Origin of the sequence: Streptomyces sp. NPDC012466, from assembly GCF_042955215.1 — a bacterium.
Classification (GTDB): Bacteria; Actinomycetota; Actinomycetes; order Streptomycetales; family Streptomycetaceae; genus Streptomyces.
On the sequence record NZ_JBIBEQ010000001.1, the window covers coordinates 161,641 to 183,224 of the forward strand.

At 73.6% G+C, this 21,584-nt stretch carries 23 protein-coding genes and 1 riboswitch; of the genes, 15 read left to right on the forward strand and 8 right to left on the reverse strand.

Annotated elements, in window-relative coordinates; genetic code table 11:
- Positions 1–11: 11 nt before the first annotated feature.
- Genes ACFY9E_RS00745 through ACFY9E_RS00755 form a run of 3 tightly spaced genes read right to left on the reverse strand, consistent with a single transcriptional unit; the run spans position 12 to position 2,222 of the window.
- The gene (locus tag ACFY9E_RS00745; protein ID WP_390977976.1) at positions 12–824 is read right to left on the reverse strand and encodes an acetoacetate decarboxylase family protein; all 813 of its coding nucleotides are present in this window, start codon (positions 822–824) and stop codon (positions 12–14) included.
- Positions 821–2,032: an FAD-dependent oxidoreductase gene (locus ACFY9E_RS00750; RefSeq protein WP_390977978.1), complete on the reverse strand. Its 1,212-nt coding sequence runs from the start codon at positions 2,030–2,032 to the stop codon at positions 821–823. The genes ACFY9E_RS00745 and ACFY9E_RS00750 overlap by 4 nt, the downstream gene beginning before the upstream one ends.
- 1 nt (position 2,033) lies before the next feature.
- A complete protein-coding gene (locus ACFY9E_RS00755) occupies positions 2,034–2,222 on the reverse strand; it encodes a 4Fe-4S domain-containing protein (RefSeq protein WP_390977980.1) in 189 nt (62 codons plus the stop codon).
- Between the two features lie 336 nt (positions 2,223–2,558).
- On the opposite strand from ACFY9E_RS00755, the gene ACFY9E_RS00760 reads away from it, so the two are divergent.
- From ACFY9E_RS00760 to ACFY9E_RS00770, 3 genes are read left to right on the forward strand one after another with little or no spacing between them, the layout of a single operon-like run.
- A complete protein-coding gene (locus ACFY9E_RS00760) occupies positions 2,559–3,908 on the forward strand; it encodes a glutamine synthetase family protein (protein WP_390977982.1) in 1,350 nt (449 codons plus the stop codon).
- A 17-nt stretch (positions 3,909–3,925) separates the two neighbouring features.
- Complete coding sequence (locus ACFY9E_RS00765) at positions 3,926–5,212, forward strand: cytochrome P450 (protein ID WP_390977984.1); 1,287 nt, start codon at positions 3,926–3,928, stop codon at positions 5,210–5,212.
- A 28-nt stretch (positions 5,213–5,240) separates the two neighbouring features.
- A complete protein-coding gene (locus ACFY9E_RS00770) occupies positions 5,241–5,393 on the forward strand; it encodes a hypothetical protein (RefSeq protein ID WP_390977986.1) in 153 nt (50 codons plus the stop codon).
- A 103-nt stretch (positions 5,394–5,496) separates the two neighbouring features.
- Here ACFY9E_RS00770 and ACFY9E_RS00775 read toward each other — a convergent pair whose 3' ends face one another.
- From ACFY9E_RS00775 to ACFY9E_RS00790, 4 genes are all read right to left on the reverse strand, one after another.
- Positions 5,497–6,108, reverse strand: a complete 612-nt coding sequence (locus tag ACFY9E_RS00775; RefSeq protein WP_390977988.1) for a sigma-70 family RNA polymerase sigma factor — start codon at positions 6,106–6,108, stop codon at positions 5,497–5,499.
- A 207-nt stretch (positions 6,109–6,315) separates the two neighbouring features.
- A complete protein-coding gene (locus ACFY9E_RS00780; protein WP_390977990.1) occupies positions 6,316–7,005 on the reverse strand; it encodes a hypothetical protein in 690 nt (229 codons plus the stop codon).
- A 144-nt stretch (positions 7,006–7,149) separates the two neighbouring features.
- The gene (locus ACFY9E_RS00785; RefSeq protein ID WP_390977992.1) at positions 7,150–7,518 is read right to left on the reverse strand and encodes a hypothetical protein; all 369 of its coding nucleotides are present in this window, start codon (positions 7,516–7,518) and stop codon (positions 7,150–7,152) included.
- Between the two features lie 63 nt (positions 7,519–7,581).
- A complete protein-coding gene (locus tag ACFY9E_RS00790) occupies positions 7,582–8,058 on the reverse strand; it encodes a DUF4396 domain-containing protein (RefSeq protein WP_390977994.1) in 477 nt (158 codons plus the stop codon).
- A 72-nt stretch (positions 8,059–8,130) separates the two neighbouring features.
- On the opposite strand from ACFY9E_RS00790, the gene ACFY9E_RS00795 reads away from it, so the two are divergent.
- Positions 8,131–8,946 carry an SDR family oxidoreductase gene (locus ACFY9E_RS00795; RefSeq protein ID WP_390977996.1) on the forward strand — a complete coding sequence of 272 codons (816 nt, stop codon included), beginning with the start codon at positions 8,131–8,133 and terminating at the stop codon, positions 8,944–8,946.
- A 20-nt stretch (positions 8,947–8,966) separates the two neighbouring features.
- Here ACFY9E_RS00795 and ACFY9E_RS00800 read toward each other — a convergent pair whose 3' ends face one another.
- The gene (locus ACFY9E_RS00800) at positions 8,967–9,815 is read right to left on the reverse strand and encodes a methyltransferase domain-containing protein (RefSeq protein WP_390980224.1); all 849 of its coding nucleotides are present in this window, start codon (positions 9,813–9,815) and stop codon (positions 8,967–8,969) included.
- Positions 9,816–9,993: 178 nt separating this feature from the next.
- Here ACFY9E_RS00800 and ACFY9E_RS00805 point away from each other — a divergent pair, with 178 nt between their 5' ends.
- From ACFY9E_RS00805 to ACFY9E_RS00855, 11 genes are all read left to right on the forward strand, one after another.
- A complete protein-coding gene (locus ACFY9E_RS00805) occupies positions 9,994–10,791 on the forward strand; it encodes a VOC family protein (protein ID WP_390977998.1) in 798 nt (265 codons plus the stop codon).
- A 78-nt stretch (positions 10,792–10,869) separates the two neighbouring features.
- Positions 10,870–11,406, forward strand: coding sequence for a GNAT family N-acetyltransferase (locus tag ACFY9E_RS00810; protein ID WP_390978000.1), 537 nt, complete (start codon positions 10,870–10,872; stop codon positions 11,404–11,406).
- 23 nt (positions 11,407–11,429) lie between these two features.
- On the forward strand, positions 11,430–12,932 hold the full coding sequence (locus ACFY9E_RS00815) for an ABC transporter substrate-binding protein (RefSeq protein ID WP_390978002.1): 1,503 nt from the start codon (positions 11,430–11,432) through the stop codon (positions 12,930–12,932).
- A gap of 20 nt (positions 12,933–12,952) precedes the next feature.
- The gene (locus tag ACFY9E_RS00820; protein WP_390978004.1) at positions 12,953–14,830 is read left to right on the forward strand and encodes an ABC transporter permease subunit; all 1,878 of its coding nucleotides are present in this window, start codon (positions 12,953–12,955) and stop codon (positions 14,828–14,830) included.
- Positions 14,827–16,134, forward strand: a complete 1,308-nt coding sequence (locus tag ACFY9E_RS00825) for an MFS transporter (RefSeq protein WP_390978006.1) — start codon at positions 14,827–14,829, stop codon at positions 16,132–16,134. Before ACFY9E_RS00820 ends, ACFY9E_RS00825 begins: the two co-directional genes overlap by 4 nt.
- A 294-nt stretch (positions 16,135–16,428) precedes the next feature.
- Positions 16,429–17,820 (forward strand): protein kinase, encoded by a 1,392-nt coding sequence (locus ACFY9E_RS00830; protein WP_390980226.1) that lies wholly within the window; start codon positions 16,429–16,431, stop codon positions 17,818–17,820.
- Positions 17,821–17,949: 129 nt separating this feature from the next.
- A riboswitch (cobalamin riboswitch) is annotated at positions 17,950–18,135 on the forward strand.
- Between the two features lie 29 nt (positions 18,136–18,164).
- A complete protein-coding gene (locus ACFY9E_RS00835; RefSeq protein ID WP_390978008.1) occupies positions 18,165–18,866 on the forward strand; it encodes an energy-coupling factor ABC transporter permease in 702 nt (233 codons plus the stop codon).
- On the forward strand, positions 18,863–19,231 hold the full coding sequence (locus ACFY9E_RS00840; RefSeq protein WP_390978010.1) for an energy-coupling factor ABC transporter substrate-binding protein: 369 nt from the start codon (positions 18,863–18,865) through the stop codon (positions 19,229–19,231). Before ACFY9E_RS00835 ends, ACFY9E_RS00840 begins: the two co-directional genes overlap by 4 nt.
- A 5-nt stretch (positions 19,232–19,236) precedes the next feature.
- Positions 19,237–19,986 carry a cobalt ECF transporter T component CbiQ gene (cbiQ, locus tag ACFY9E_RS00845; protein WP_390978012.1) on the forward strand — a complete coding sequence of 250 codons (750 nt, stop codon included), beginning with the start codon at positions 19,237–19,239 and terminating at the stop codon, positions 19,984–19,986.
- On the forward strand, positions 19,983–20,837 hold the full coding sequence (locus ACFY9E_RS00850; RefSeq protein ID WP_390978014.1) for an ATP-binding cassette domain-containing protein: 855 nt from the start codon (positions 19,983–19,985) through the stop codon (positions 20,835–20,837). The genes cbiQ and ACFY9E_RS00850 overlap by 4 nt, the downstream gene beginning before the upstream one ends.
- Before the next feature lie 90 nt (positions 20,838–20,927).
- Positions 20,928–21,584, forward strand: coding sequence for a maleylpyruvate isomerase N-terminal domain-containing protein (locus ACFY9E_RS00855; protein WP_390978016.1), 657 nt, complete (start codon positions 20,928–20,930; stop codon positions 21,582–21,584).

The window sequence follows — 21,584 nt, forward strand, 5'->3', positions numbered from 1 at the left end:
GTCCGCATACGTCACTCGGCAACCGCTCCGGACGTACCACTTTCGAGCAGCCGCCCCCCGTCCCAGACCACCCCGACCTGGCGGTAGTACGCGGCGATCGGCTCCCGGATCTCCAGCCGGGCCAGCTCCTCCGTCGGGGCCTCGAACAGCTCCAGCTCCGCGTCTCCGGCCCAGGCCTGCCCGCCCTCGAAGGACGCGGCCCCGGACTCGATCAGCTCGTCGAGCGCCAGGCCCTTGCCCTTCTCGATCGACGGCAGCCACCGGTGATGCGCCATGGGATGCGCGTTGACGAACCCGCCGCTCTCGGACGGCTCCCGCAGCGTCACCACGGCCTGCGCGAGACGCCGGTCCGCGGCCGCCAGGGTCGCCCCGAATCGCGCCCCCGCCTCGATCCGGGGGGCGGGCCCGTAGGGATGCGGCCGCGTCTGGTGGATGGAGCCCAGTTTCTTCGGATAGCCCTGGTGCAGGCCCCGCGCGATCGCGAAGTCCTTGTCCACCCAGATGTGGACGCACCGCGAGTACGTCTGCCCCCGGAACCGGCACCGCACCACCGCGAACGCCTCCTTGTACTGCGCCCGCACGGGATCCAGCAGCTCCTCCCCCGACGCCGAGCAGGACTGCCAGTCGGCCCAGATCAGAGCGACGGCCCCCGGATCATCGTCCGCCAACTCCAGCGGTTCGGGGAGCAGTTCACGTACCCGCGCGGGGTCCGTCCGGTACTCGACGGTGAGCAGGTCACCGGAGTACCGCCAGGGCGGAGCGGGGATCAGCGACGACGCGCCCGTCGCCGTCTTGGGATGGAAGTAACCACGAAGACCGGTCACGAGAGGGCTCCTTGCGAGGTGAGGGCGGGCTGCTTCAGCAGTTCGGCGCGGTACCGGGCGGCGGCCCGCGCCGCGGAGGGTCCACCGAGCGCGACGACACCGACCAGCAGCCCGTCGTGGTGGTAGCCGGCCACCACGTCCCCCGCGGGGTCACCGTCGAGGACCCGGACGTCGCCGAGTCCCAGGACGGGCGCACCGAAGGACTGCAACCGGAAGTCGTGCTGGTCGCTCCAGAAGGTGGGCAGCGGCGCGAAGGGCGGCAGGCCGGCGTCGCCTCCGACGAGCACCTTCGCCGCGTGTTTGGCCGAGTCGGCCGGCACGGACCAGTGCTCGACCCGCCGCGGCACACCGTCGTAGCGGGCGTTCGGGAAGCGGGCGACGTCGCCCACCGCGACGACCTCGGGACGGCCGCCGACGCGCAGATGCCCGTCGGTGAGGACCCCGTCGCTCAGGTCGAGCCCGTTGCCGTCGAGCCACTCGGTGTTGGCGACCGATCCCACGGACTCCACCACCACGTCCGCGGGCAGCACGGACCCGTCACCGAGCACGACAGCGCCGACACGGTCGTCGCCCTCGAACCCGGCCACACCCGCACCGAGCACGAAGCGGACCCCGCGCTCCTCGTGCCGGGTGCGCAGCTCCCGCGCGAGCAGCTCCCCGAGCGGCCCGACCATCGGCAGCGGCAGCGGATCGACCACGGTCACCTCGGCGGCACCGAGCCCGACCGCCGTGGCGGCCACCTCGCAGCCGATGAATCCGGCGCCGACCACGACGACCCGCACACCGGGGCGGGTCAGCTCGTCCCGCAGCACCTGGGCGTCGTCGAGGGTCCGGACGGTGTGGCGGCCGGCGACCGGGCCGGGGCAGCGCAGCCGGCGGGGCCGCATCCCGGTGGCGGCGACCAGGGCGTCGTAGGAGAGCACCGAGCCGTCGTCGAGGGCGACGGTCCGCTCGGCGAGCCGGGCCGAGACGATTCTCGTGCCCAGCCGCCACTCGATGTCCGTCGCGGACGCCTTCGGTGTGAAGGCCAGCGACGCGAAGGCCGCCTTGCCGGCGAGGACCTCCTTGGACAGCGGGGGCCGGTTGTACGGCGGGTGCGGCTCGTCGCCGATCACCGTGATGCCGCCGGCCCAGCCCGCGGCGCGCAGCTGCTCGGCGGCCCGCAGTCCACCGAGGGAGGCGCCGGCGACGACGATGCGCCCGCTCACGTCAGTCCTCGATCCGGATGGCTTGCAGCGGGCAGACGTCCGCGGCCTCATCGACCTCGTCGCGCAGGGCGTCGTCGGGGTCGGGGACGTAGGCCAGGCGGCCGTCGTCGTCCATCCGGAAGACGTCGGGGGCCGAGAAGACGCACTGGCCGTGGTCCTGGCACTTGTTCATGTCGACGACGACCTTCATGGCCGGTCCTCCTGAATGTGAGGGCGTCGAAGCGGAAGGAAAGAGGGGCCCGGCCGGAAGGGCCGGGCCCCGGCCAACGGGGTGCGAGGGAAGCGCCCCGAACTCGTTTGGCTTCAAACAAGGTAGGCAGGGGCAGGGGTCTGGTCAAGAGCTATCCGGATGGATAAATTCTTGCCCCCGCCCTCTTGCGGCACCTCTCACCCACCCCTACCGTTTGGCACCAAACGAGCTCCGGGCGGTCATGGCTCCGCCGCGCCCGGACGCTCGCTCTCACGCCACCCGCCTCCCCGGCCCCGTGTCCCGGAGGTGTCCCGACGTCCGCCCGAGGAGACAACGGTGAGCGCTCACGATTCTGAAGAAGTCCGCCGCCACATGGACCGGCTCGCCGCCGACGGCATCGACGTGGTCCGGGTGACCTACCCCGACCTGATCGGCACCGACCGGGCGCGTGACGTGCTGCTCGAAGAGCTGCCCCGGGCCTGTGAGCACGGCCTGGCGTTCTGCCGGGCCGTCTACCACACCAGCCCGCAGGGCGATGTGGTCCCGGTCAGCGGCGGGCTGGACGCGGGCCTGCCGGACATCTGTGTCCGGCCGGACCTCGGCACGCTGGTGCCACTGCCCTGGGAGCCGGGGGTGGCCGCCTGTCTGGGCGAGGTCGTCGACCCGGCGACCGGCGCGCCCGCGCCCGAGTCGCCCCGCGATCTGCTGCGGTCCGTCCTCGCCCGGTGCGCCGAGCACGGGCTGCGGCCGGTGGTCGGGCCCGAGCTGGAGTACTTCCTGTGCGAGCCGGACCCGTCCGGCGGCTGGCGCCGCTACGCCCCCGACCCCGGGGTCGTCTACACCGCCGGCCTGCGCGCCGACCCGGACAACCACCTGCTGCGCACCCTGCGCCACGTGCGTGATCTGAGGGTCGGGGCGATCAGCGGCAACCACGAGTTCGACGGCGGTCAGATCGAGATCAACCTGTCCCACTCGGAGGCCGTCTCGGCCGCCGACCGCTCCTTCCGCTTCAAGGCCGCGATCAAGGAACTGGCCCGCAAGGAGGGCCGGCTGGCCACCTTCATGGCCAAGCCCTTCAACGACGCCGGCGGTTCCGGCTTCCACCTCCACCTCTCCTGCGACGACGAGGAGGGCCGCAACACCTTCGACGACCCGTCGGGCCCCTTCGGACTGTCCGCCACCGCCCGGCACGCCGTCGCCGGAGTGCTCGCCCACGCACCGGCCCTCGCCGCGCTGCTCAACCCCACGATCAACTCCTACAAACGCTTCGGCCCGGACACCCTCGCGCCCTGGCTGATCGACTGGGGCCTGGACAACCGCAGCGCCATGGTGCGCATCCCGCCCGAGCGCGGCACGGGCGCCCGGCTCGAACTGCGCCTCGGCGACGCGAGCGCCAACCCCTATCTGGCGATCGCCGGGACGGCCGCCGCCGCACTGCTGGGCGTGCTGGCCGGCGAGGAGCCGCCCGCCCCGCTGGAGGGCTACGGCTACGACACCGCCCGCTCCGCCGTCCTGCCGCAGACCCTGTCCGCCGCGCTGGACGCGCTGGAGGCGGACACCGCCCTGACCGACCTGCTCGGCAAGGGCTTCACCACGTCCTTCCTCTCCTACAAGCGCGACGAGGTCGAACGCTTCCACCGGCATGTCACGGACTGGGAGTTCACCGAGTACGCCTACCACCTGTGACACCGAGGAGCATGCCGATGACGACCGAGACCCCGACCGACGCCGTGCGCGAGCCGCTGCCCCTGGCCGAGGTGGACCTCGCCGACCTGGACCGCTTCACCGACGGCGTGACGCCCTGGCGGATGTTCCACACCCTGCGCCACGAGGACCCGGTGCACTGGCAGCCCGAGGAGGCGCCCAACTCCGGCTTCTGGGCCCTCACCCGGCACGAGGACATCGTGCGGGTCGACCGTGACGCGGAGACGTTCACCTCGACGAAGTTCGTCAACCTGGAGGAGGTCGACGACGACCAGATCAAGAAGCGCGCCTCGATCCTCGAACTGGACGGGGTGCGGCACCGGGCGCTGCGCAGCCTGATCCAGCGGCAGTTCGGCGCGAACGTGATCAGCGGTTACACCGACTTCCTGCGCGGGCTGACCGCGAGGACCCTCGACGCAGCCCTCGCCAAGGGACGCTTCGACTTCGTCGAGGACGTCTCGGCGGACTTCCCCATCAACGTTCTCGCCCGGCTGCTGGACGTGCCCCCGGAGGACAACCAGAAGCTCATCGACTGGGGCAACCGCATCATCGGCCACACCGACCCCGACTACGCCGACGTCCTGCTGCACAGCGAGGAGAGCGAGCAGTACCGCGATCTGCCCTTCCGCTCCCCCGCGTCGCTGGAGGTGTTCGAGTACGGCCGCGAGCTGGCGCGGCAACGCCGGGGCGGCGACGGCACCGACCTGATCTCCCGGCTGGTCAACACCACGCCCCGCGACGGCGTCCCGCTCTCCCCGCAGGACTTCGACAACTACTTCCTGCTCCTGGTCGTCGCCGGCAACGAGACCACCCGGCACACCATCTCCCACTCGATGCTGGCCCTCATCCAGCACCCCGAGCAACTGACCCGCCTCCAGGAGGACCCCTCGCTGATCCCGGTCGCGGTCGAGGAGTTCCTGCGCTGGGCCTCCCCCGTCTACCACTTCCGCCGCACCGCCACGCGCGATGTCGAGCTGGGCGGCAAGCGGGTCAAGGAGGGCGACAAGGTGGTGATGTGGTTCGCCTCCGGCAACCGCGACGAGGAGGTCTTCGGCAACCCCTACGACTTCGACGTCACGCGCCGCGACAACGACCACGTCACCTTCGGCAAGGGCAGCCCCCACCTGTGCCTGGGCAATCTGCTCGCCCGTACCGAGATCCGCATCATGTTCGAGGAGCTGCTCCCGCGCCTGGCGGACATCCGCCTGGCCGGCGAGGTACCGCGCGTGCGTTCCAACTTCGTCAACGGCATCAAGAAGCTGCCGGTGGAGGTCACCCTCGCCTGATCCCCTCCGCCGGGGCGGACGCGACGGCGTGCCGTTCGCCACGGTCCGGGTGCCGTACGAGGAACCGGGCCGGACCGCCGTACGGCCGGCGCCGGAGCGGAAGGAGCGGGTCGCGGCTGACGACCGCGTGGTGCTGAGCACCCGGTCGGTGGTCCGGCAGCCGGTACGGCGGGTCAGGTGAGCGATCGACGGGTGGCCGGCGGCGCGGCTGTCGCCGGTTCCGCGCGGCCGTCGCCTGCGGTGCCCGCCGGGCAGGTCCGGTGGGCACCGCAGACGCCGGTGCGTCAGGCGGCGGCGAGGGCGGGTTCCCGCTCCTCCGCCTCGGCGAGCAGCGCGATGAGCGTCGCTCTCGCGCGGGCCACGCGGGAACGGATCGTGCCGACCGGGCAGTCGCTCAGTGCGGCGGCCTCCGCGTAGGGCAGGCCGAGCAGTTGGGTGAGGACGAACGCCTCACGGCGTTCGTCCGGCAGTCCGGCCAGCAGTTCCTGCAGTGCCACTCCGTCGTCGAAGCCGGGCAGGCCGCGTGGCTGGGCGAGTTCGGCCGCCGGCTCCCAGTCCGGCAGGTCGGCCGGGCGGGGGCGTACCGCGGTGTACCGGATGCTGTCGGCCACCGCCCGCCGGGCGATGGCCAGCAGCCAGGCCCGTGCCGAGGAGCGGCCCTCGAACCGGTGCAGGCTGCCGAGCGCGCGCAGGAACGTGTCCTGCGCGAGATCGTCCACCGCCTGCGGGTCGGCGCACAGATGGGCGACGTAACGGATGACGTCACGGTGCAGGGCGCGCACGAAGTGGTCGACGGCCTGGGAGTCGCCGCCGCGGGCGGCCAGTGCCCAGGCGGTTATCGACTCGTCGGCCGACGCCGATCTCTCGTGCGGAAGGGGCAGGGCAGGAGTGATCACCTGATGTCCTTCTCGGGATTCCGGGACCACGTGGACACGAGCGGGCCGTGATGCGGGCCGTGCGCGGGCGCGGTCCGGTGAGCGGGGGGTGCGGGCGTGCCCGTACGGCGCACCGGCGGGCGTGGCCGCCTGCGGGTGCGCACGGGTACGGAGCAACGGCCGCGGCCGGGGCGCGCAGGGGCTGCCCCGGGTCACCACCGGCTGCCGTCAGGCGGCAGCGGCCCCCGCGGGTGGTCCCCGGGTGGTGATCGCGTGGACGAGAAGGAGGCGTCGTGGCGTGCGGTGCGACGACCGTCGCCGCACGCGCACGGGCGGGGGCGGCGGCGCGGAGAGGGCGAACAGGAGTCTCAGTGGGGCGGCGAGCCGGCTGCCCACGGCACGCAGCAGCCGGAAGACGGCCCGCTCCCCGTGGCCCAGCCACAGGCCGCACAGCAGCGCGGCCAGGAGGTGGGCGGCGAGCATGCCGAGGGACGCGTCACCGCCCGGCGTGTGCCCCGCATGCCCCATCGGAAGGGGCAGGGAGCCCATGTCGTGCGCCATGGATCCCATGTCGTGCCCCGTGGACGGCATGGTGTGGCCCACGGAGGCGTGGCCCATGGAGGCCAGGTCCATGGAGTGCGTCCCACGCGCGGCCGGCGTCGACGCCGGCGGACCGAGCGAGAACGCCGAGTGCAGAGCCGTCTGGACGGCCACGGCGACGGCCACGACCGTCCGCAGTCCGCGCTCGCGACCCGCCAGGCACCAGCCCGCCACGCCCGTGACGGCCCAGCCGGCCACCAGCGTCGGCAAGGGCACATGATCGCCGGACATCATGACGTGCCCCAGGGCGGCGAGCACGACACAGACGGCCGCGAACACCGCGGCCCGTATCGTGCGAGCACACCACCCAGCTGTCATGGCGCCTCATCCTCGCATCCGGCCCCGCTCCGACACCCATGAGTACGGACATCGCCGGGGCCGGGCACTCAATCCCAGCCATGTGATCCAGGCCACTGCCGTGGACTCGGCGCCCGCGGTCGAACGAGGGCGCGATCCACCGCGTCACCGATCCCGAGTGATGCTCCGCTGCCACGTCCCGAGGCGGCGGCGCAGTCCGCTCCGGTGGCGGGTGCGCCGTGATCGTCCGGCGCCGCCCGGGGCCGGGGTGTCCCGGGCGGGGCGCCAGGGGTCGCCGGGCACCGCGGTGGGACTCAGGGCCTGCGCCCGGGCCTGGATCTCGTAGTGGGCGTCGTGGGCCGTCACCTTGAAGGCCTCTTCGTACGAGGCCATGGCCGCGCTGATTCCGGAGCCGGCGAGCCCGCGACGCCGGACCACGGACGCGAGCCAGGTCAGGAAGCCCATGACGACGGTCAGAGCACCCACGACGATCAGGAGCGGGAGCAGCTGACCCGCCCAGACGGTATGCGTCATGCCGGGACAACGGCCCGTGGCCCCGCCGGGTTCCCTCGGTGGCGCACGACCGGTGACGTCGCGTCAGTGGTGGGCGTGGACCACGGCGTGCCCCCTGCCGCGGCCGATCATCCACTTGTTGACCGGGGTCGTGATCAGGAAGGCGACCGCGAAGCCGCCCAGGAGCGCGGACCAGAAGAGGCCGTCCGACAGATGGGCGTCCATCGCGCCCGGGGTGAGCGCGATGATCAGGTTGTCCACGAGTTCCATCACGGCGATCGAGACGGTGTCCGCGGCGAGCGCGACCCGGATCGCGGCCTTCAGGTCGAGGCCGGCCCGGACCACCGCGATCAGGGTGAACGAGTAGCCGAAGAGGAACGCGAGCCCGATGGCCAGAACCATCGTGGGCACGTTGCCCCACCCCAGTGCCGTGCCGATCACCATGCCGAGGATCTCCCCGACGGCACAGCCGGTCAGGCAGTGCAGGGTCGCCTTCACGGCGGTCCCCCAGGACGCGGTCCCGTGCGCGGGCTTCCCGGGTTCGTGAGCGGTGTGGTCCATGACCCCGACTATATACCCCCTAGGGGTATGCACGCGAGACCCGAGACGGTGATCGACATAGAGTGGGCCGCCATGACGACGCAGCCGACCCCACCGACACAGCCGACGCCCGCAGCTCGGGCCTACCTGGCGGAGCTGTTCTCCCTCGAAGGGCGGGTCGCGGTGGTCACCGGTGGCAGTTCCGGCATCGGCCGCGCCATCACCGGCGCCCTCGCACGCGCCGGGGCGAGCGTGGTGGTCGTGGCCCGTGGCGAGGCCGACCTGACCGCGACGGTCGAGGAGCTGACGGGACAGGGCTGCCGCGCCGCGTGGGTCAGCGCGGATCTGAGCACCCGTGAGGGGGTGCGGGCGGCCGCCGAGCGGGCGGTCGAGACGTTCGGGGAGCCCGACATCCTCGTCAACAGCGCCGGGATCAACCTGCGTCCGCCGATGGACGAGCTCACCGAGGACGTCTGGGACGCCACGATGGCCGTCAACCTGGAGGCGCCGTTCCTGCTGGGGCAGCGCTTCGGCCCCGGCATGGCGGAGCGCGGGTACGGGCGGATCATCCACATCAGCTCGCAGCAGGCGCATCGCGCGTTCGTGCAGAGCGGCGCCTACGGCGCGTCCAAGGGCGGGCTGGAGGCACTGGCGCGCTCCCAGGCCGAGGCGTGGTCGCCGCGCGGCGTCACCTGCAACCTCCTGGTGCCGGGCTTCGTCATGACACCGCTCAACGCGCGCCTGTCGTCGGACCCGGAGAAGGTGGCCGCCCTCGCCGCCCGCACGATGGTGGGGCGCAACGGCCTGCCCGAGGACTTCGCGGGCGCGGCGGTCTTCCTGGCGAGTGCGGCCTCCGCCTACGTCACCGGGCAGTCGGTCTTCGTCGACGGCGGGCTGTCCGTCCACTGATGCCGCCCCCGGCGGCCGGGTCACCCTCCGGGCGAGTCCTTCCACCACACGAAGACCTCTGTGCTGGGCCCCCGTTCGGAGAACCGGCCCGACGGTGATGCCTCCCGCAACGAGCGCCGTACGTCCGCCTCGAAGGCGTCCCGGCGCCCTTCGAACAGGTGCGGAGCGGAGAACGACATCGAGAACACCTGGTCGACGACGTCGTCGCAGGTCCGCTCCAGCACCTGCCCGCCGGGGACGACGAGCCGGCGCGGGCCGGAGAATCCCGCACGGGCGAACACCTCGGCCTCGCCACCCGGCGTCCCGTGCGGCAGCACCCCGCGCCCGGCCCGCCGCACGGGCCCCAGATACCGCTTGACCAGGTCCTCGAGGGCCGCGTAGGGGACCGCCGGGTGCGGCAGGCCGTCGACGGCCCGGGGCTCCGTCTTCAGGTCCGCGATGTGCAGCAGGACCCCGCCGGGCCGGAGCATGTCCCTGACTCTCGCCGCCACCGGGTCACGGTCCATCCAGTGGAAGGACTGGGCGAACGAGGCGACGGTGAAGGTGCCGAGCCCCGCGGGCAGGGTCTCGGCGCGGGCCCGCACCCACCGGCACTTCCCGGCCACCGCGCGCCCGGCGGCGGCGCGTCCGGCTTGGTCGATCATCCCGGGGTCCGGGTCCACACCGACGATCTCGCCGAACAGATGGGCGAGGCCGAGGGCGATGGTGCCGGGACCGCAGCCCACGTCGATCAGCCGCCCACGCCCGTCCAGCCGCAGCGCCTCGGCCAGCGTGTCCGCGAGCCCGGGGGCGTACGGGAGCCGGCCGCGCCCGTAGTGGGCGGCGGTCCCCGCGAACAACGTGTCGTCCCACTCCCAGCCGGCCACCACGCCCACCACCGCCCTCACCGCACGCAGGTCCGCGACCACCCGCCCGGGGTGATGATCCCGATGCTTCCACGCCCGGCCCGGCCACCGGCACTCCCCCGAACGGGGAGCGGCCGACGGGCGAGGGCCGGTGCCCGGTGTCACGCTGGGCAGACACGACCCGCGGAAGGGAAGCATCGCCATGATCACCACGGAGTACGTCCCCGGTTCCCCCTGCTGGCTCGACCTGGGCGCTCCGGACGTCCGGGCCGCCGCCGACTTCTACGGCGCGGTCCTCGGGTGGGACTACGAGTCCATGGGTGAGAGCGAGGACTTCGAGGGCGGGATGTTCAAGAAGGACGGCAAGATCGTCGCCGGGCTCGGCAAGCTCACCGAGGAGGGCGCCCGCCCGGCCTGGATGCTCTACTACTGCGTCAGCGACGCGGACGCCACGACACAGGCCGTACAACAGGCGGGCGGCACCGTGCGGGTCGCGCCGATGGACCTCGACGACTGGGGCCGGATGGCGCAGTACAGCGACCCGCTGGGCGGCCAGTTCGCCGTCTGGCAGCCGGGGACGAACAAGGGCCTGGAACTGGTGGACCAGCCGGGCTCGCTGTCGTGGACCGAACTGTTCACGACCGACGCGGCGGGCGCGCGGGAGTTCTACGGCACCCTGTTCGGCTGGCAGTTCAGCGACATGCCGCTGCCGGGGGACGCGGGCACCTACACCCTGATCACCCCGGCCGGGCTGTCCGAGGACCGGATGCACGGCGGCCTCATGCAGCTTCGCGCGGAGGACCTGACGCTGACGGGCGGGCGGCCGTACTGGCACCCGGTCTTCGCCGTCGGCGACTGCGACGCCGCGGTGGCCACGGTCACCGAGAGCGGCGGCAGCGTGCAGATGGGCCCGGAGGACGTGGCGGGCGTCGGCCGGCTCGCCGTCTGTCTCGACCCGGCGAACGCGGACTTCGTGGTGCTCACCCCGTCCGAGAGCTGAAGTCCGGCCCGTCGCCGGGGAGTACGGGGTCAGGGGTGGGCAGCGATCACCCGGAACCCTTTTGCATATGATGTGCAAATGCGCGACTACAGCATCAGGGAAGCCGCGGCGGCCGACATCGACGGGGCCCGGGCGGTGATGCTCGACACGGTGTACCGCGACTTCGCCACCGGCTACGTGCCGCGGTGGCACGCCGACATCATCGATCCGGTGTCGTTCTACGTCACGCCGCCCCGGCACACCCTCCTCGTCGCCGTGGACGAGCGGGACGGGACGGTGGCGGCCACGGCGGCCCTGGACGCGCGCGGCCCGGCGCACCCGCCGAACCCGCGCTGGCTGGCCGAGCGATTCCCGTCGGGTGAGACCGCCCAGCTCCGGCGGGTGTACGTGCGCCCGGAGCACCGGCGGCGCGGGCTGGCCCGCCACCTGGTGGAAGCCCTGCTGGAGTTCGCCCGGACCGACGGCGGATACCGGGCCGTGTATCTGCACACGTACCCCCACTCCCCCGGCGCGATGGGCCTGTGGCGGGCGCTGGGCAAGGAGTTGTGCGACGAGCGGGAGGAGGTGCCCGGCGGGGGCAGCGGCGCCGTGCACTTCGAGATACCGCTCATCTAACGAAAATGATATTCATATACGCTATGAGAACCTCCCGCCGTCGGCTCCTGTCCGGCCTGCTCGCGCTGCCCTTGCTCTCCGGTTGTTTCGCGTCCTCCGGCGACGACGTCCCGGCCTCTTCCGGCTCGGCCGGCGGCGCACGCCTGCGTGTCGCCCTCCCCTTCGCCCCGACCGAGAACTACTCGCCGTACGGCCAGGACGCGATGCTCCTGTCCCGGCTCGGTGTCGTCGAGGGGCTGACCAAGCTGGACGCCAACGGCACGGCGGTACCCGCGCTGGCCGAGTCGTGGAGCAGTGAGAACGGCGGCAGGAGCTGGATGTTCACCCTGCGGGACGCGAGGTTCCAGGACGGCGAGGCCGTCACCGCGAAGGCCGTCGCCGCCGCCCTCACGGCCGCCGGGAAGGCCGACCCGGCACCGTCCGCCCTCTCCGGCGTGAAGCTGACCGCCACGGCCGAGGACGACAAGCGGGTCCGGGTCAGCACCGCGCAGGCCGACCCCGTCCTGCCGCTGCGGCTGTCGAACCCGTCCCTCGCCGTGTTCGCGCCGAAGGCGTACGACAAGAAGGGCACGGTGAACGTCGTCGGCACCGCCACCGGCCCCTTCGCACTCGCCAAGATCGACGGTGACACCGAGGCCACACTGAACCGCTTCGACGACTACTGGGGCGGCCGGGCCCAGGCGGCCGGCGTCACCGCCCGGTTCGTCTCCGACGGCACCGCCCGCGCCAACGCCCTGCGCACCGGCGACGTCGACATCGCCGAGTCCCTTCCCGTCGCCCAGGTCGCCTCCCTGGACGAGGACGACGTCCACGAGGTCAACACCGCGCGCAACACCAGCCTTTACCTCAACACCAAGTCCGGCGCCTTCACCGACGCGGGGCTGCGGGCAGCCGCACGCGAGGCGATCGACACCTCGGTCATCGCCAAGGGCGCCTACGAGGGATACGCCGTGCCCGCCCAGGGCCTCTACGGGCCCGCCCTGACCTGGGCGGCCGGCAAGCGGACCGAGCCGACCGGGCGGGCGAAGGCGACGGACCCCGAGGGCAAGGGCATCACCCTCGCCACCTACACCGACCGGCCCGAGATGCCGGAGGCCGCCCAGATACTTCAGCAGCAGCTGCAGAAGGCCGGTTTCAAGGTGAAGCTCGAGGTGCGTACGTACGCACGCCTCGAAGGCGACATGCTGGCCGGGAAGTTCGACGCCGTCGTCTTCTCCCGCAACATGATGCTGGACACCGGCGACCCGGTCACGGTCCTCGCGAGCGACTACACCTGCGACGGCTCCAACAACCTGTCCTTCCTGTGCGACAAGAACGTGGACAAGCTGGTCGCCGCCGCCCAGAACGAGTCCGACACGGCCGAGCGGCAGGACGCCGCCATGAAGGCGGAGGCGGCCGTCCTCGGCACCGACTCGGTGATCCCGCTGGTGCATCTCAAGCTCGTCGCGGGCATCGCGACGACCGTGCAGGGCGCGCTGCCCGATCCGTACGAGCGCACCCTCATCGGTACGGGGACCCGGCGCTGAACAACGACACGTCGCCCCCGATGAAACGTGCCGCCGCGGGTCTGCGCGCACTGGCCCGCAGCGGCGCCCCGGCACTGTTGTGGCGGACCGCGCTCGTGGCCGCCCTGGTGTGCGGGATCGGCCTGCTGCCGTGGCTGTCCCGTACGGATCCCGCGCTGACCGTGCTCAGGGCGCGGTCGGCGGACCGCGACCCCACTCCCGAGACCCTGCGCGCCATCCGGGACCAACTGGGCCTCGACGACGGCCCGTTGCCGCTGCTCGGCCGCTGGCTGGCCGGGCTGCTGCACGGGGACGCGGGCACGTCGTGGGTGTCCGGCAGCCAGGTGCTGCCGGGCGTGGCGCCGGCGCTCGGCGTGTCGCTGCTGCTGATGGCCGGTGCCCTGGTGGTCGCCGCGGGCACGGCCGCCGCCGTCTGCGCCCGTACGCTCCGGCTGGGCGCGCGCGGCCGGCTCGGGGCGCGCCGTCCCGGCGGGACGGCGACGGCCGTGCTGGCCGCGCTGCCCGAGTTCCTCGTCGCCTCGGTGCTGGTCTCGGTGATCGGCGTGCAACTGGGCTGGCTGCCCGCGCTGGGCTGGTACGGACCGCAGTGGATGGTGCTGCCCTCGCTCGCCCTCGGCCTGCCCGCCGGGGCGGTCCTGGGACGGATGCTCGACGACCTGCTGCCCGGCGCGTTCGCGGAACCCTGGGCCATGGCGGCCGCGGCACGCGGTGTTCCGCAGAGGTCCGTGGCGCGGCAGGCGGTGCGCCGCTGCGTGCCCGGACTGCTGCCCAACCTGGGCCTGTTCGTCGTCGGTCTGACCGGTGGATCGGTCGCCGTCGAGCAGATCTTCGACATCCCGGGCCTGGGCCGGCTCACCCTGCACGCCGCGCTCGCCCAGGACCTGCCCGTCCTGCAGACCGGCACGCTCGCCCTCGTACTGGTCGCGGCCACCGCCGGGGTCCTCGCCCGGCTCGCCGCCCGGCTGCTGATCGGGCCGGCGCTGCGCGACGGCGCCCTGCAGTCCCTGCACCGGCCCCGGCCGCCCGCGCCCCGCGCGCTCCCGCTGCTCTACGGCGGGCTGCTGGCGGCCGTCATCGGTTTCGGGCTGCCCCGCGACCCGCTCGCCCTGGACACGCTCGCCCGGCTGCGAGCCCCTTCCGTGGCACACCCCTTCGGGACGGACGCCCTCGGCCGGGACGTCCTCGCCCGGATCTCCCACGGGGCGCTGACCACCCTCGGCCTCGCCCTCGCGGTGAGCGCCGCAGCCCTCGTCGCGGGGCTCCTGCTGGGCCTGTTGCCGAGGCTGTCCGGACCGCTGGTCGACACCCTCAGCGCGCTGCCGCCGGTGCTGGCCGGCCTCCTCGTCACCGGCATCGCGGGCAGCGGGCCCTGGACGCCCGCGCTGGCCGTGGCCGTCGTCGCCTGGTCCCCGCTGGCCGCGCACACCTCCTCGCTGCTGCGGCAGGAGCGGGCGACCGTCCATCTGACGGCCACCCGGGCCCTGGGCGCCGGCCGCTGGTACCTGCTCCGGCACGAACTGCTGCCCGCCGTCCTGCCCCCGGTCGCCCGGCACGCCCTGCTCCGGCTGCCGGGCATCGCCCTGAGCCTCGCCGCGCTCGGCTTCCTCGGGCTGGGCGCCCAGCCGCCGTCCCCCGAGTGGGGCCTGCTGCTGGCCGAGAACCAGCCGTACGCCGAGCGCGCCCCGTGGGCCGTCCTCTTCCCCGCCGCCGTGCTCGCCCTGCTCGGGGCGCTCGCGGTGACGGCCGCCGGCGGCCTGCGACGGCCCCGGCGGCGCACCCGGCCCACGGCCCCGGCCCTACCGCCCGGGGACCGGGGCACCCCCGCCCCGCAGCGGCGGCCGGACCGCCCCGACGCCCTCCTGACCCCTGTGTCCGCCTCACCGACAGAAGAACGATGACCGATCTCATCTCCCGCGTACTGGCCCGCAAGACCGCCCGCGCGTCCACCGGCAAGGAGGCGTCCCGGCCGCCGCGCGAGAGCACCTGGCGGCTCTGCAAGGAGCTGTCACCGCTGCTGCGGCTGCTGATCCTCACCCAGCTGGCCTTCAACATCGGCTTCTACGCCGTCCTGCCGTTCCTCGCCGAGCACCTCGGCACCGCGATCGGCATGGCGGGGTGGCTGGTCGGGTTCGTGCTCGGGCTGCGCACCTTCAGCCAGCAGGGCCTGTTCGTGGTCGGCGGCTGGCTCGTCGACCGGTTCGGGGTGCGGCCGGTGGTGCTGGCGGGCTGTGTGCTGCGCATCGCCGGGTTCGCCTGGCTCGGGTACGCGCAGACCGGTGGGGCCGTGATCGGGGCGGTGCTGGTGATCGGTTTCGCCGCCGCGCTGTTCTCCCCCGCCGTGGAGTCCGAGGTGGCCCGCCAGGCGGTGGTCTGGGAGGAGGACGGGCACGGCCCGCGCACCCGGGTCCTGGCCCTGTTCAGTGTGGCGGGCCAGGCCGGGGCGTTCGTCGGGCCGCTGCTCGGCGCGCTGCTGCTCGCCGTCGACTTCCGCACGGCGTGCCTCGCCGGTGCCGCGGTGTTCGTGCTCGTCCTCGCCGGGCACCTGTGGCTGATGCCGCAGCACATCCCCGGCCGGGTCCGCGTCCGGGAGCGGGGCGGGGCCCGCGTCCTGCTGCGCAACCGCCGCTTCCTCGCCCTGTGCTGCGCGTACGGCACCTATCTCCTCGCCTACAACCAGCTGTACCTGGCCCTGCCGGACGAGGTGCAGCGCGCGACCGGCTCCCAGGCGCCCCTGTCCTGGCTCTTCGCGCTGTCCTCCGTGCTGGTGGTCTTCACCCAGCTGCCGGTGACGCGCTGGGTTGGCGACCGGCTCGATCTGCGCCACTCCATGACCGCGGGGCTGCTGCTGATCGCGTCCGGTTTCGCGGTGGTGGCCGTGGCGCGGCCCGCGGGCTGGACGGGTGTCGCCGGGCTGCTGCCGGCCGCGGGCTTCGTGATCTTGCTCACGGTGGGTCAGATGCTGGTCGTGCCCGCCGCCCGCGCCTGGGTGCCCGACCTGGCCGAAGAGGGCCGGCTCGGCCTCTACATGGGTGCGCTGTCGTCGGTCTCCGGCCTGATCGTCCTCGCCGGCAGCGCGGCCACGGGCTCCCTGCTCGACCTGGACCTGCCGGCCGCCGTGCCGTGGCTGGCCCTCGCGGCCGTACCCGCCCTGGCGGTGGCCCTGCTGCCGCGCCGGGCGGAGGGGGCGGGCGCGGCGGCCTGATACGGCGCCGGGAGGCGCCCGGCGCGCCCCGGCGACCGGCGCGCGGGAGTGTCACCCCGGCGGACGCTCTCCCCGCTCGGGGATCTCCGGGAGCGCACCGTCCGGGGAGACCACTGTGGCGATCATGGGCCGTGCCGCGCCAGTATCCTGGGTCGGCTGCGGCACCCCCCCACCAATCCCCGTGCGGAAGCGGGGAGTTCGGCCTGCGGCGATGACCTTCCCACACGCATGAGACGAGGACGAGTGCTGCTAGCGGGCCGCTACCGGCTGGATGTTGAGATCGGGCGCGGTGGAATGGGAGAGGTCTGGCGTGCGTACGACGAGACGCTCGCCAGAGCGGTGGCCGTCAAGCTGCTGCTGCCCCAGGACACCGACGCCACGGCAACCTCCCGGTTCCGTCTGGAGGCGCAGACCGCCGGGCGCCTCAACCACCCCAACGTGGTGGGCGTCCTGGACTTCGGCGAGTTCGACAACCGGCTGTACCTGGTGATGGAGCTGGTCGAGGGCGACAGTCTCGCCGGGGTGCTGAACGGCTCCGGCACGCTGCCCGCCGAGCGGGTGGCCCATCTCGCCGCGCAGGCGTCCGCGGGGCTCGCCGCCGCGCACGGGCAGGGCATCGTGCACCGCGACGTCAAACCCGCCAACCTGCTGCTCGACGCCAACGGCACGCTGAAGATCGGCGACTTCGGCATCGCCCGGTTCCTCGACGACCCCGGCGCCGCGCTGACCGCCACCGGCCAGATCGTCGGCACCGGCCTCTACCTCGCGCCCGAACGGGCCCTGGGCAAGCCCGCGGGGCCCGCCTCCGACATGTACTCCCTGGGCTGCGTGCTCTACCAGCTCCTCAGCGGCCGCCCGCCGTTCCAGGCCGACACCGCCGTCGCCCTGCTCCACCAGCATCTCGACTCGGCTCCCGTGCCGCCTCGCGAACTCGGGGTCTCCGGACTGCCGCCGGCGTTCGAGAACTACCTCCTCGGCCTGCTCGCCAAGCAGCCCGAGGACCGTCCCACCGCCCAGCAGGCCGCCGAGTGGTTCACCGGGGGCGCCTGGCGGGGCCTGCCCGAGCCGCTGCCGGAGGTCTCGCCGCCGCTGCGGCCGAAGACCGCGTCCGCGGCGCCGTCCGCCGGGCCGGGCCCGTACACCGCCGAGACCAGCAGCCCGACCACGTACGCGCTGCCCGCGACCACGGGACACCGCACCGCGGCCCGGGCGGCCCAGGCGGGTCGTTCGGGGCGCTCACGCGGGCGCGGCGGCCCCGGCAACCGCTCCCGGGTGGTCGCGACGGCCGCCGCCGCGGCACTCTTCCTCGCCGCGATGCTCCTCGGCATGCGCTGGTTCTCGCCCGACACCACCGCGGAGGGCACGGAACCCGACGCGTCCCCGTCCGCGAGCAGCCCCGCCGCCACGCCGGCCACCGACTCCGCCACGTCCGTCTCCCCCGACCAGGACGCCGGCCCGGCAGCCGCTCCGGGGGCCGCCGGCACGCCGGGCACCGGCACCGTGGCCGATGTCACTCCGTCCACGCCGGCCGCCTCCCCGCCCCCTCCCGCGCCCGCGTCCGGCACCCCGGCTCCCGCCGGGGAAGCGGGCGACGGCGGCCCGGAGCAGCCGAAGCCGGAGAAGCCGGGCCCCGCCGGGGAAGGCGGGGAGGGCGACGACGGCGGAGACGACGGGGGCGACGACTGACACGGCCCGGACATCGCGTGACGGGACCCTTCCCGCAGCGCGTGGATCAGCCGGGGGATGCGCCGGTGTGCGAGCGGGCGCCCCCTCGCGCGCCCCCAGGGGTGGCTTGTCATCGCCCTTACCCCGGCCTTATTGTCACCAGGCCTTGGTGAACGGGAAATCCGGTGTGATGCCGGTGCGGCCCTCGCCACTGTGAATCGGGAAGTCCGGCTCCGGCCCTCACGGGCAGCCACTGGGTCCTCGCGACCCGGGAAGGCGGAGTTCGGGCGGTGGTACCCGTCAGCCAGGAGACCGGCCAAGGCGCGTCAACCATCCACGAGGTGCTGGAGAGGGTCTGCTGAGCCATGCACATTGCCGAGGGTTTCCTTCCTCCGGCGCACGCGGTCGCCTGGGGCGTCGCGTCGGCGCCGTTCGTCGTCCACGGGGTCCGGTCGCTCACCCGTGAAGTGCGCGAGCACCCCGAGAGCACCCTGCTCCTCGGTGCGTCCGGCGCCTTCACGTTCGTCCTGTCCGCCCTGAAACTGCCGTCCGTCACCGGCAGTTGCTCGCACCCCACCGGCACGGGCCTCGGAGCCATCCTGTTCCGGCCGCCCATCATGGCGGTGCTGGGCACCATCACCCTGCTCTTCCAGGCGCTGCTGCTCGCGCACGGCGGCCTGACCACGCTCGGCGCCAACGTCTTCTCGATGGCGATCGTCGGTCCCTGGGCCGGATACGCCGTCTACGCCCTGCTGCGGCGCTTCAACGCGCCGCTGATGGTGGCCGTGTTCTCCGGCGCGTTCGTCGCCGACCTGTCCACCTACTGCGTCACCAGCGTGCAGCTGGCGCTCGCGTTCCCCGACCCGGGCAGCGGATTCCTAGGCGCGCTCGGCAAGTTCGGTTCCATCTTCGCCGTCACCCAGATCCCGCTCGCGGTGAGCGAGGGCCTGCTGACCGTGCTCGTGATGCGGCTGCTGGTGCAGTCCAGCAAGGGCGAACTGACCCGGCTGGGCGTACTCCTCACCAAGAAGCAGACCCGGACCGAGACCGAGGCGGTGGCCCGATGAGCAGGAACACGAAGATCAACCTGGTGCTGCTGTTCGCCGTGGCCGCGCTCGCGGTGCTGCCCCTGGCACTCGGCCTCGGCGACCACAAGAAGGAGCCGTTCACGGGATCCGATGCCGAGGCCGAGACGGCGATCACCGAGCTGAAGCCGGATTACGAGCCGTGGTTCTCGCCGCTGTACGAGCCGCCGTCCGGAGAGATCGAGTCGGCTCTGTTCGCCCTCCAGGCGGCTCTCGGTGCCGGAGTCCTCGCCTACTACTTCGGCCTGCGCCGGGGACGCCGGCAGGGCGAGCGGCGGGCGCTGGAGCGGGAGGCCGGCAGCGCGCTCGCGGGCGCCGCGGGGAAGTCCACCGCGGAACAGGACTGAGCCGGGTGCTGCCGATCGACGCGGCGGCGCACGGCAGTCGCTGGCGCCGCCGCCATCCCGTGGACAAGGCCGTGCTCGGGCTCGGCCTGACCGTGCTCGCGATCTCCCTGCCGCCCTGGCCGGGCGCGGCCCTGGTGCTGCTGACCGCCCTGGTGGTGCTGCTCGGGCCGGCCGGTGTGCCCGGGCGGCGGCTGTGGCGGGCCTACCGGGTGCCGCTGGGCTTCTGTGTGACCGGCGCGGTCACACTGCTCGTCCAGGTGGGCGGCCCGGGCGGCTTCGTCTCCCTCGCCGCCGACGGGCCGCTGCGGGCCGGGGAGTTGCTGCTGCGCACCTCGGCGGCCTCGCTGGGCGTGCTGCTGTTCGCCTTCACCACCCCCATGTCCGACCTGCTGCCGCGCCTGGTCCGGGCCGGGATTCCCGCGCCGGTCGTCGACGTCGCGCTGGTGACGTACCGGATGAGCTTCCTGCTGCTGGACTCCGTGCGTCGCATCCGGGAGGCCCAGGCGGCCCGGCTCGGGCACACCAGCCGGAGCGCGGAGTGGCGTTCCCTGGCCGGGCTGGGCGCGACCGCGTTCGTCCGGGCCTTCGACCGGGCCACCCGTCTTCAGGCCGGGCTCGCCGGGCGCGGCTACGACGGCACCCTGCGCGTCCTGGTGCCCAAGGCCCGGGTCTCCGTCCGCTTCACGGCGGCCAGTTGCGCGCTGCTCGCGGCGCTGGCCGTCCTCACCCTCGTACTGGAAAGGCCGCTGACATGAGCGAGCCCGCCCTCGTCGCCCTGCGGGGCGCGTCCTTCGCCTACGAGGACGGTCCGGCCGTGCTCAGCGGCCTCGACTTCGAGATCCGCGAGGGGCGCGCGCTCGCGCTGCTCGGCCGCAACGGCAGCGGCAAGACCACGCTGATGCGGCTGCTGTCCGGCGGGCTGCGGCCCCACGAGGGCGTGCTGACGGTCGAGGGCCGGCCGGTGTCGTACGACCGCAAGGGCCTGACCCGGCTGCGGACGACCGTGCAGCTGGTGGTGCAGGACCCGGACGACCAGCTGTTCGCGGCCTCCGTCGAGCAGGATGTGTCGTTCGGGCCGCTGAACCTCGGCCTGGACGACACCCAGGTGCGGGCGCGGGTGGCGGAGGCGCTCGCCGCCCTGGACATCACGGCCCTGGCCGACCGGCCCACCCATCTCCTCTCCTACGGGCAGCGCAAACGCACCGCCATCGCCGGCGCGGTCGCCATGCGGCCCCGCGTCCTCGTCCTCGACGAGCCGACGGCCGGACTCGACCCCGACGGGCAGGAACGGCTCCTCACGACCCTCGACGGGCTCCGTGCCGCCGGCACCACGGTCGTGATGGCCACGCACGACGTCGACCTGGCCCTGCGCTGGGCCGACGACGCGGCGCTCCTCACCCCGTCCGGTGTCCGCACCGGGCCCGCGGCCACGGCACTGGCCCGCACCGACCTCCTGCGGGAGGCGGGACTACGTCTGCCCTGGGGGGCCGCGACGGCGGAACTCCTGCGCGTCCAGGGGTTGTTGGCCGAGACGGAAGCGGGACCGCGCACACCGGACGAACTCGCCGCTCTCACGACAGCGCGGCTCGGAGCCTCCGGAGGGTGAGGGGCGCCGGGGCGGACGACCGCGTCCACGACGCCGGCAGTCGCCCGAAACGTGCTTGTCCGGCTCGCGGAGCCGCACTACGGTTCCGAGGTGGATCTCTTCTCACGCACCTGGACGGCGTTGCGCGCGGCGGTGGCGGATCTCGCCGACGAGGACTTCGGGCGGCCCTCCGGCTGCACGGGCTGGCTGGTGCGCGACCTGGTGTGCCATCTGATCGTCGACGCCCAGGACGTCCTCATCACCCTGGCCACCCCGTCCGACCGGGATCCGACCCGTGACGCGCTGACGTACTGGGAGATCTCCGACACCCCGCCGACGGGTGACGACCCGCTCGACGCGCTGACCGTCCGGCTGGCCGCCGCGTACGAGGATCCGCGTCTGCTGACGTTCCATCTGGACGACGTCGGTTCCGCCGCCGGCCGCGCCGCCCTGCTCGCCGACCCGGCAGGCCGGGTCGCCACCCGCGGCGAAGTCCTGACCGTGGGCGACTTCCTCTCCACGTACGTCATGGAGTGGACGCTGCACCACCTCGACCTGATCGCCCACCTCCCGGACGCGCGGCAGCCGCCGGCGGAGGGGCTCGCCCGGTCCCGGGAGATGCTGGAGCGGATCGCGGGGAGCCCCTTCCCGGCCGCCTTCCACGACGTGGACGCGCTGCTGATCGGCACCGGCAGGCGGGCGCCGACCGGGGCGGAACAGGCCCGGCTCGGCGCGCTGGCCTCGAAGGTGCCGCTGTACCTGGGCTAG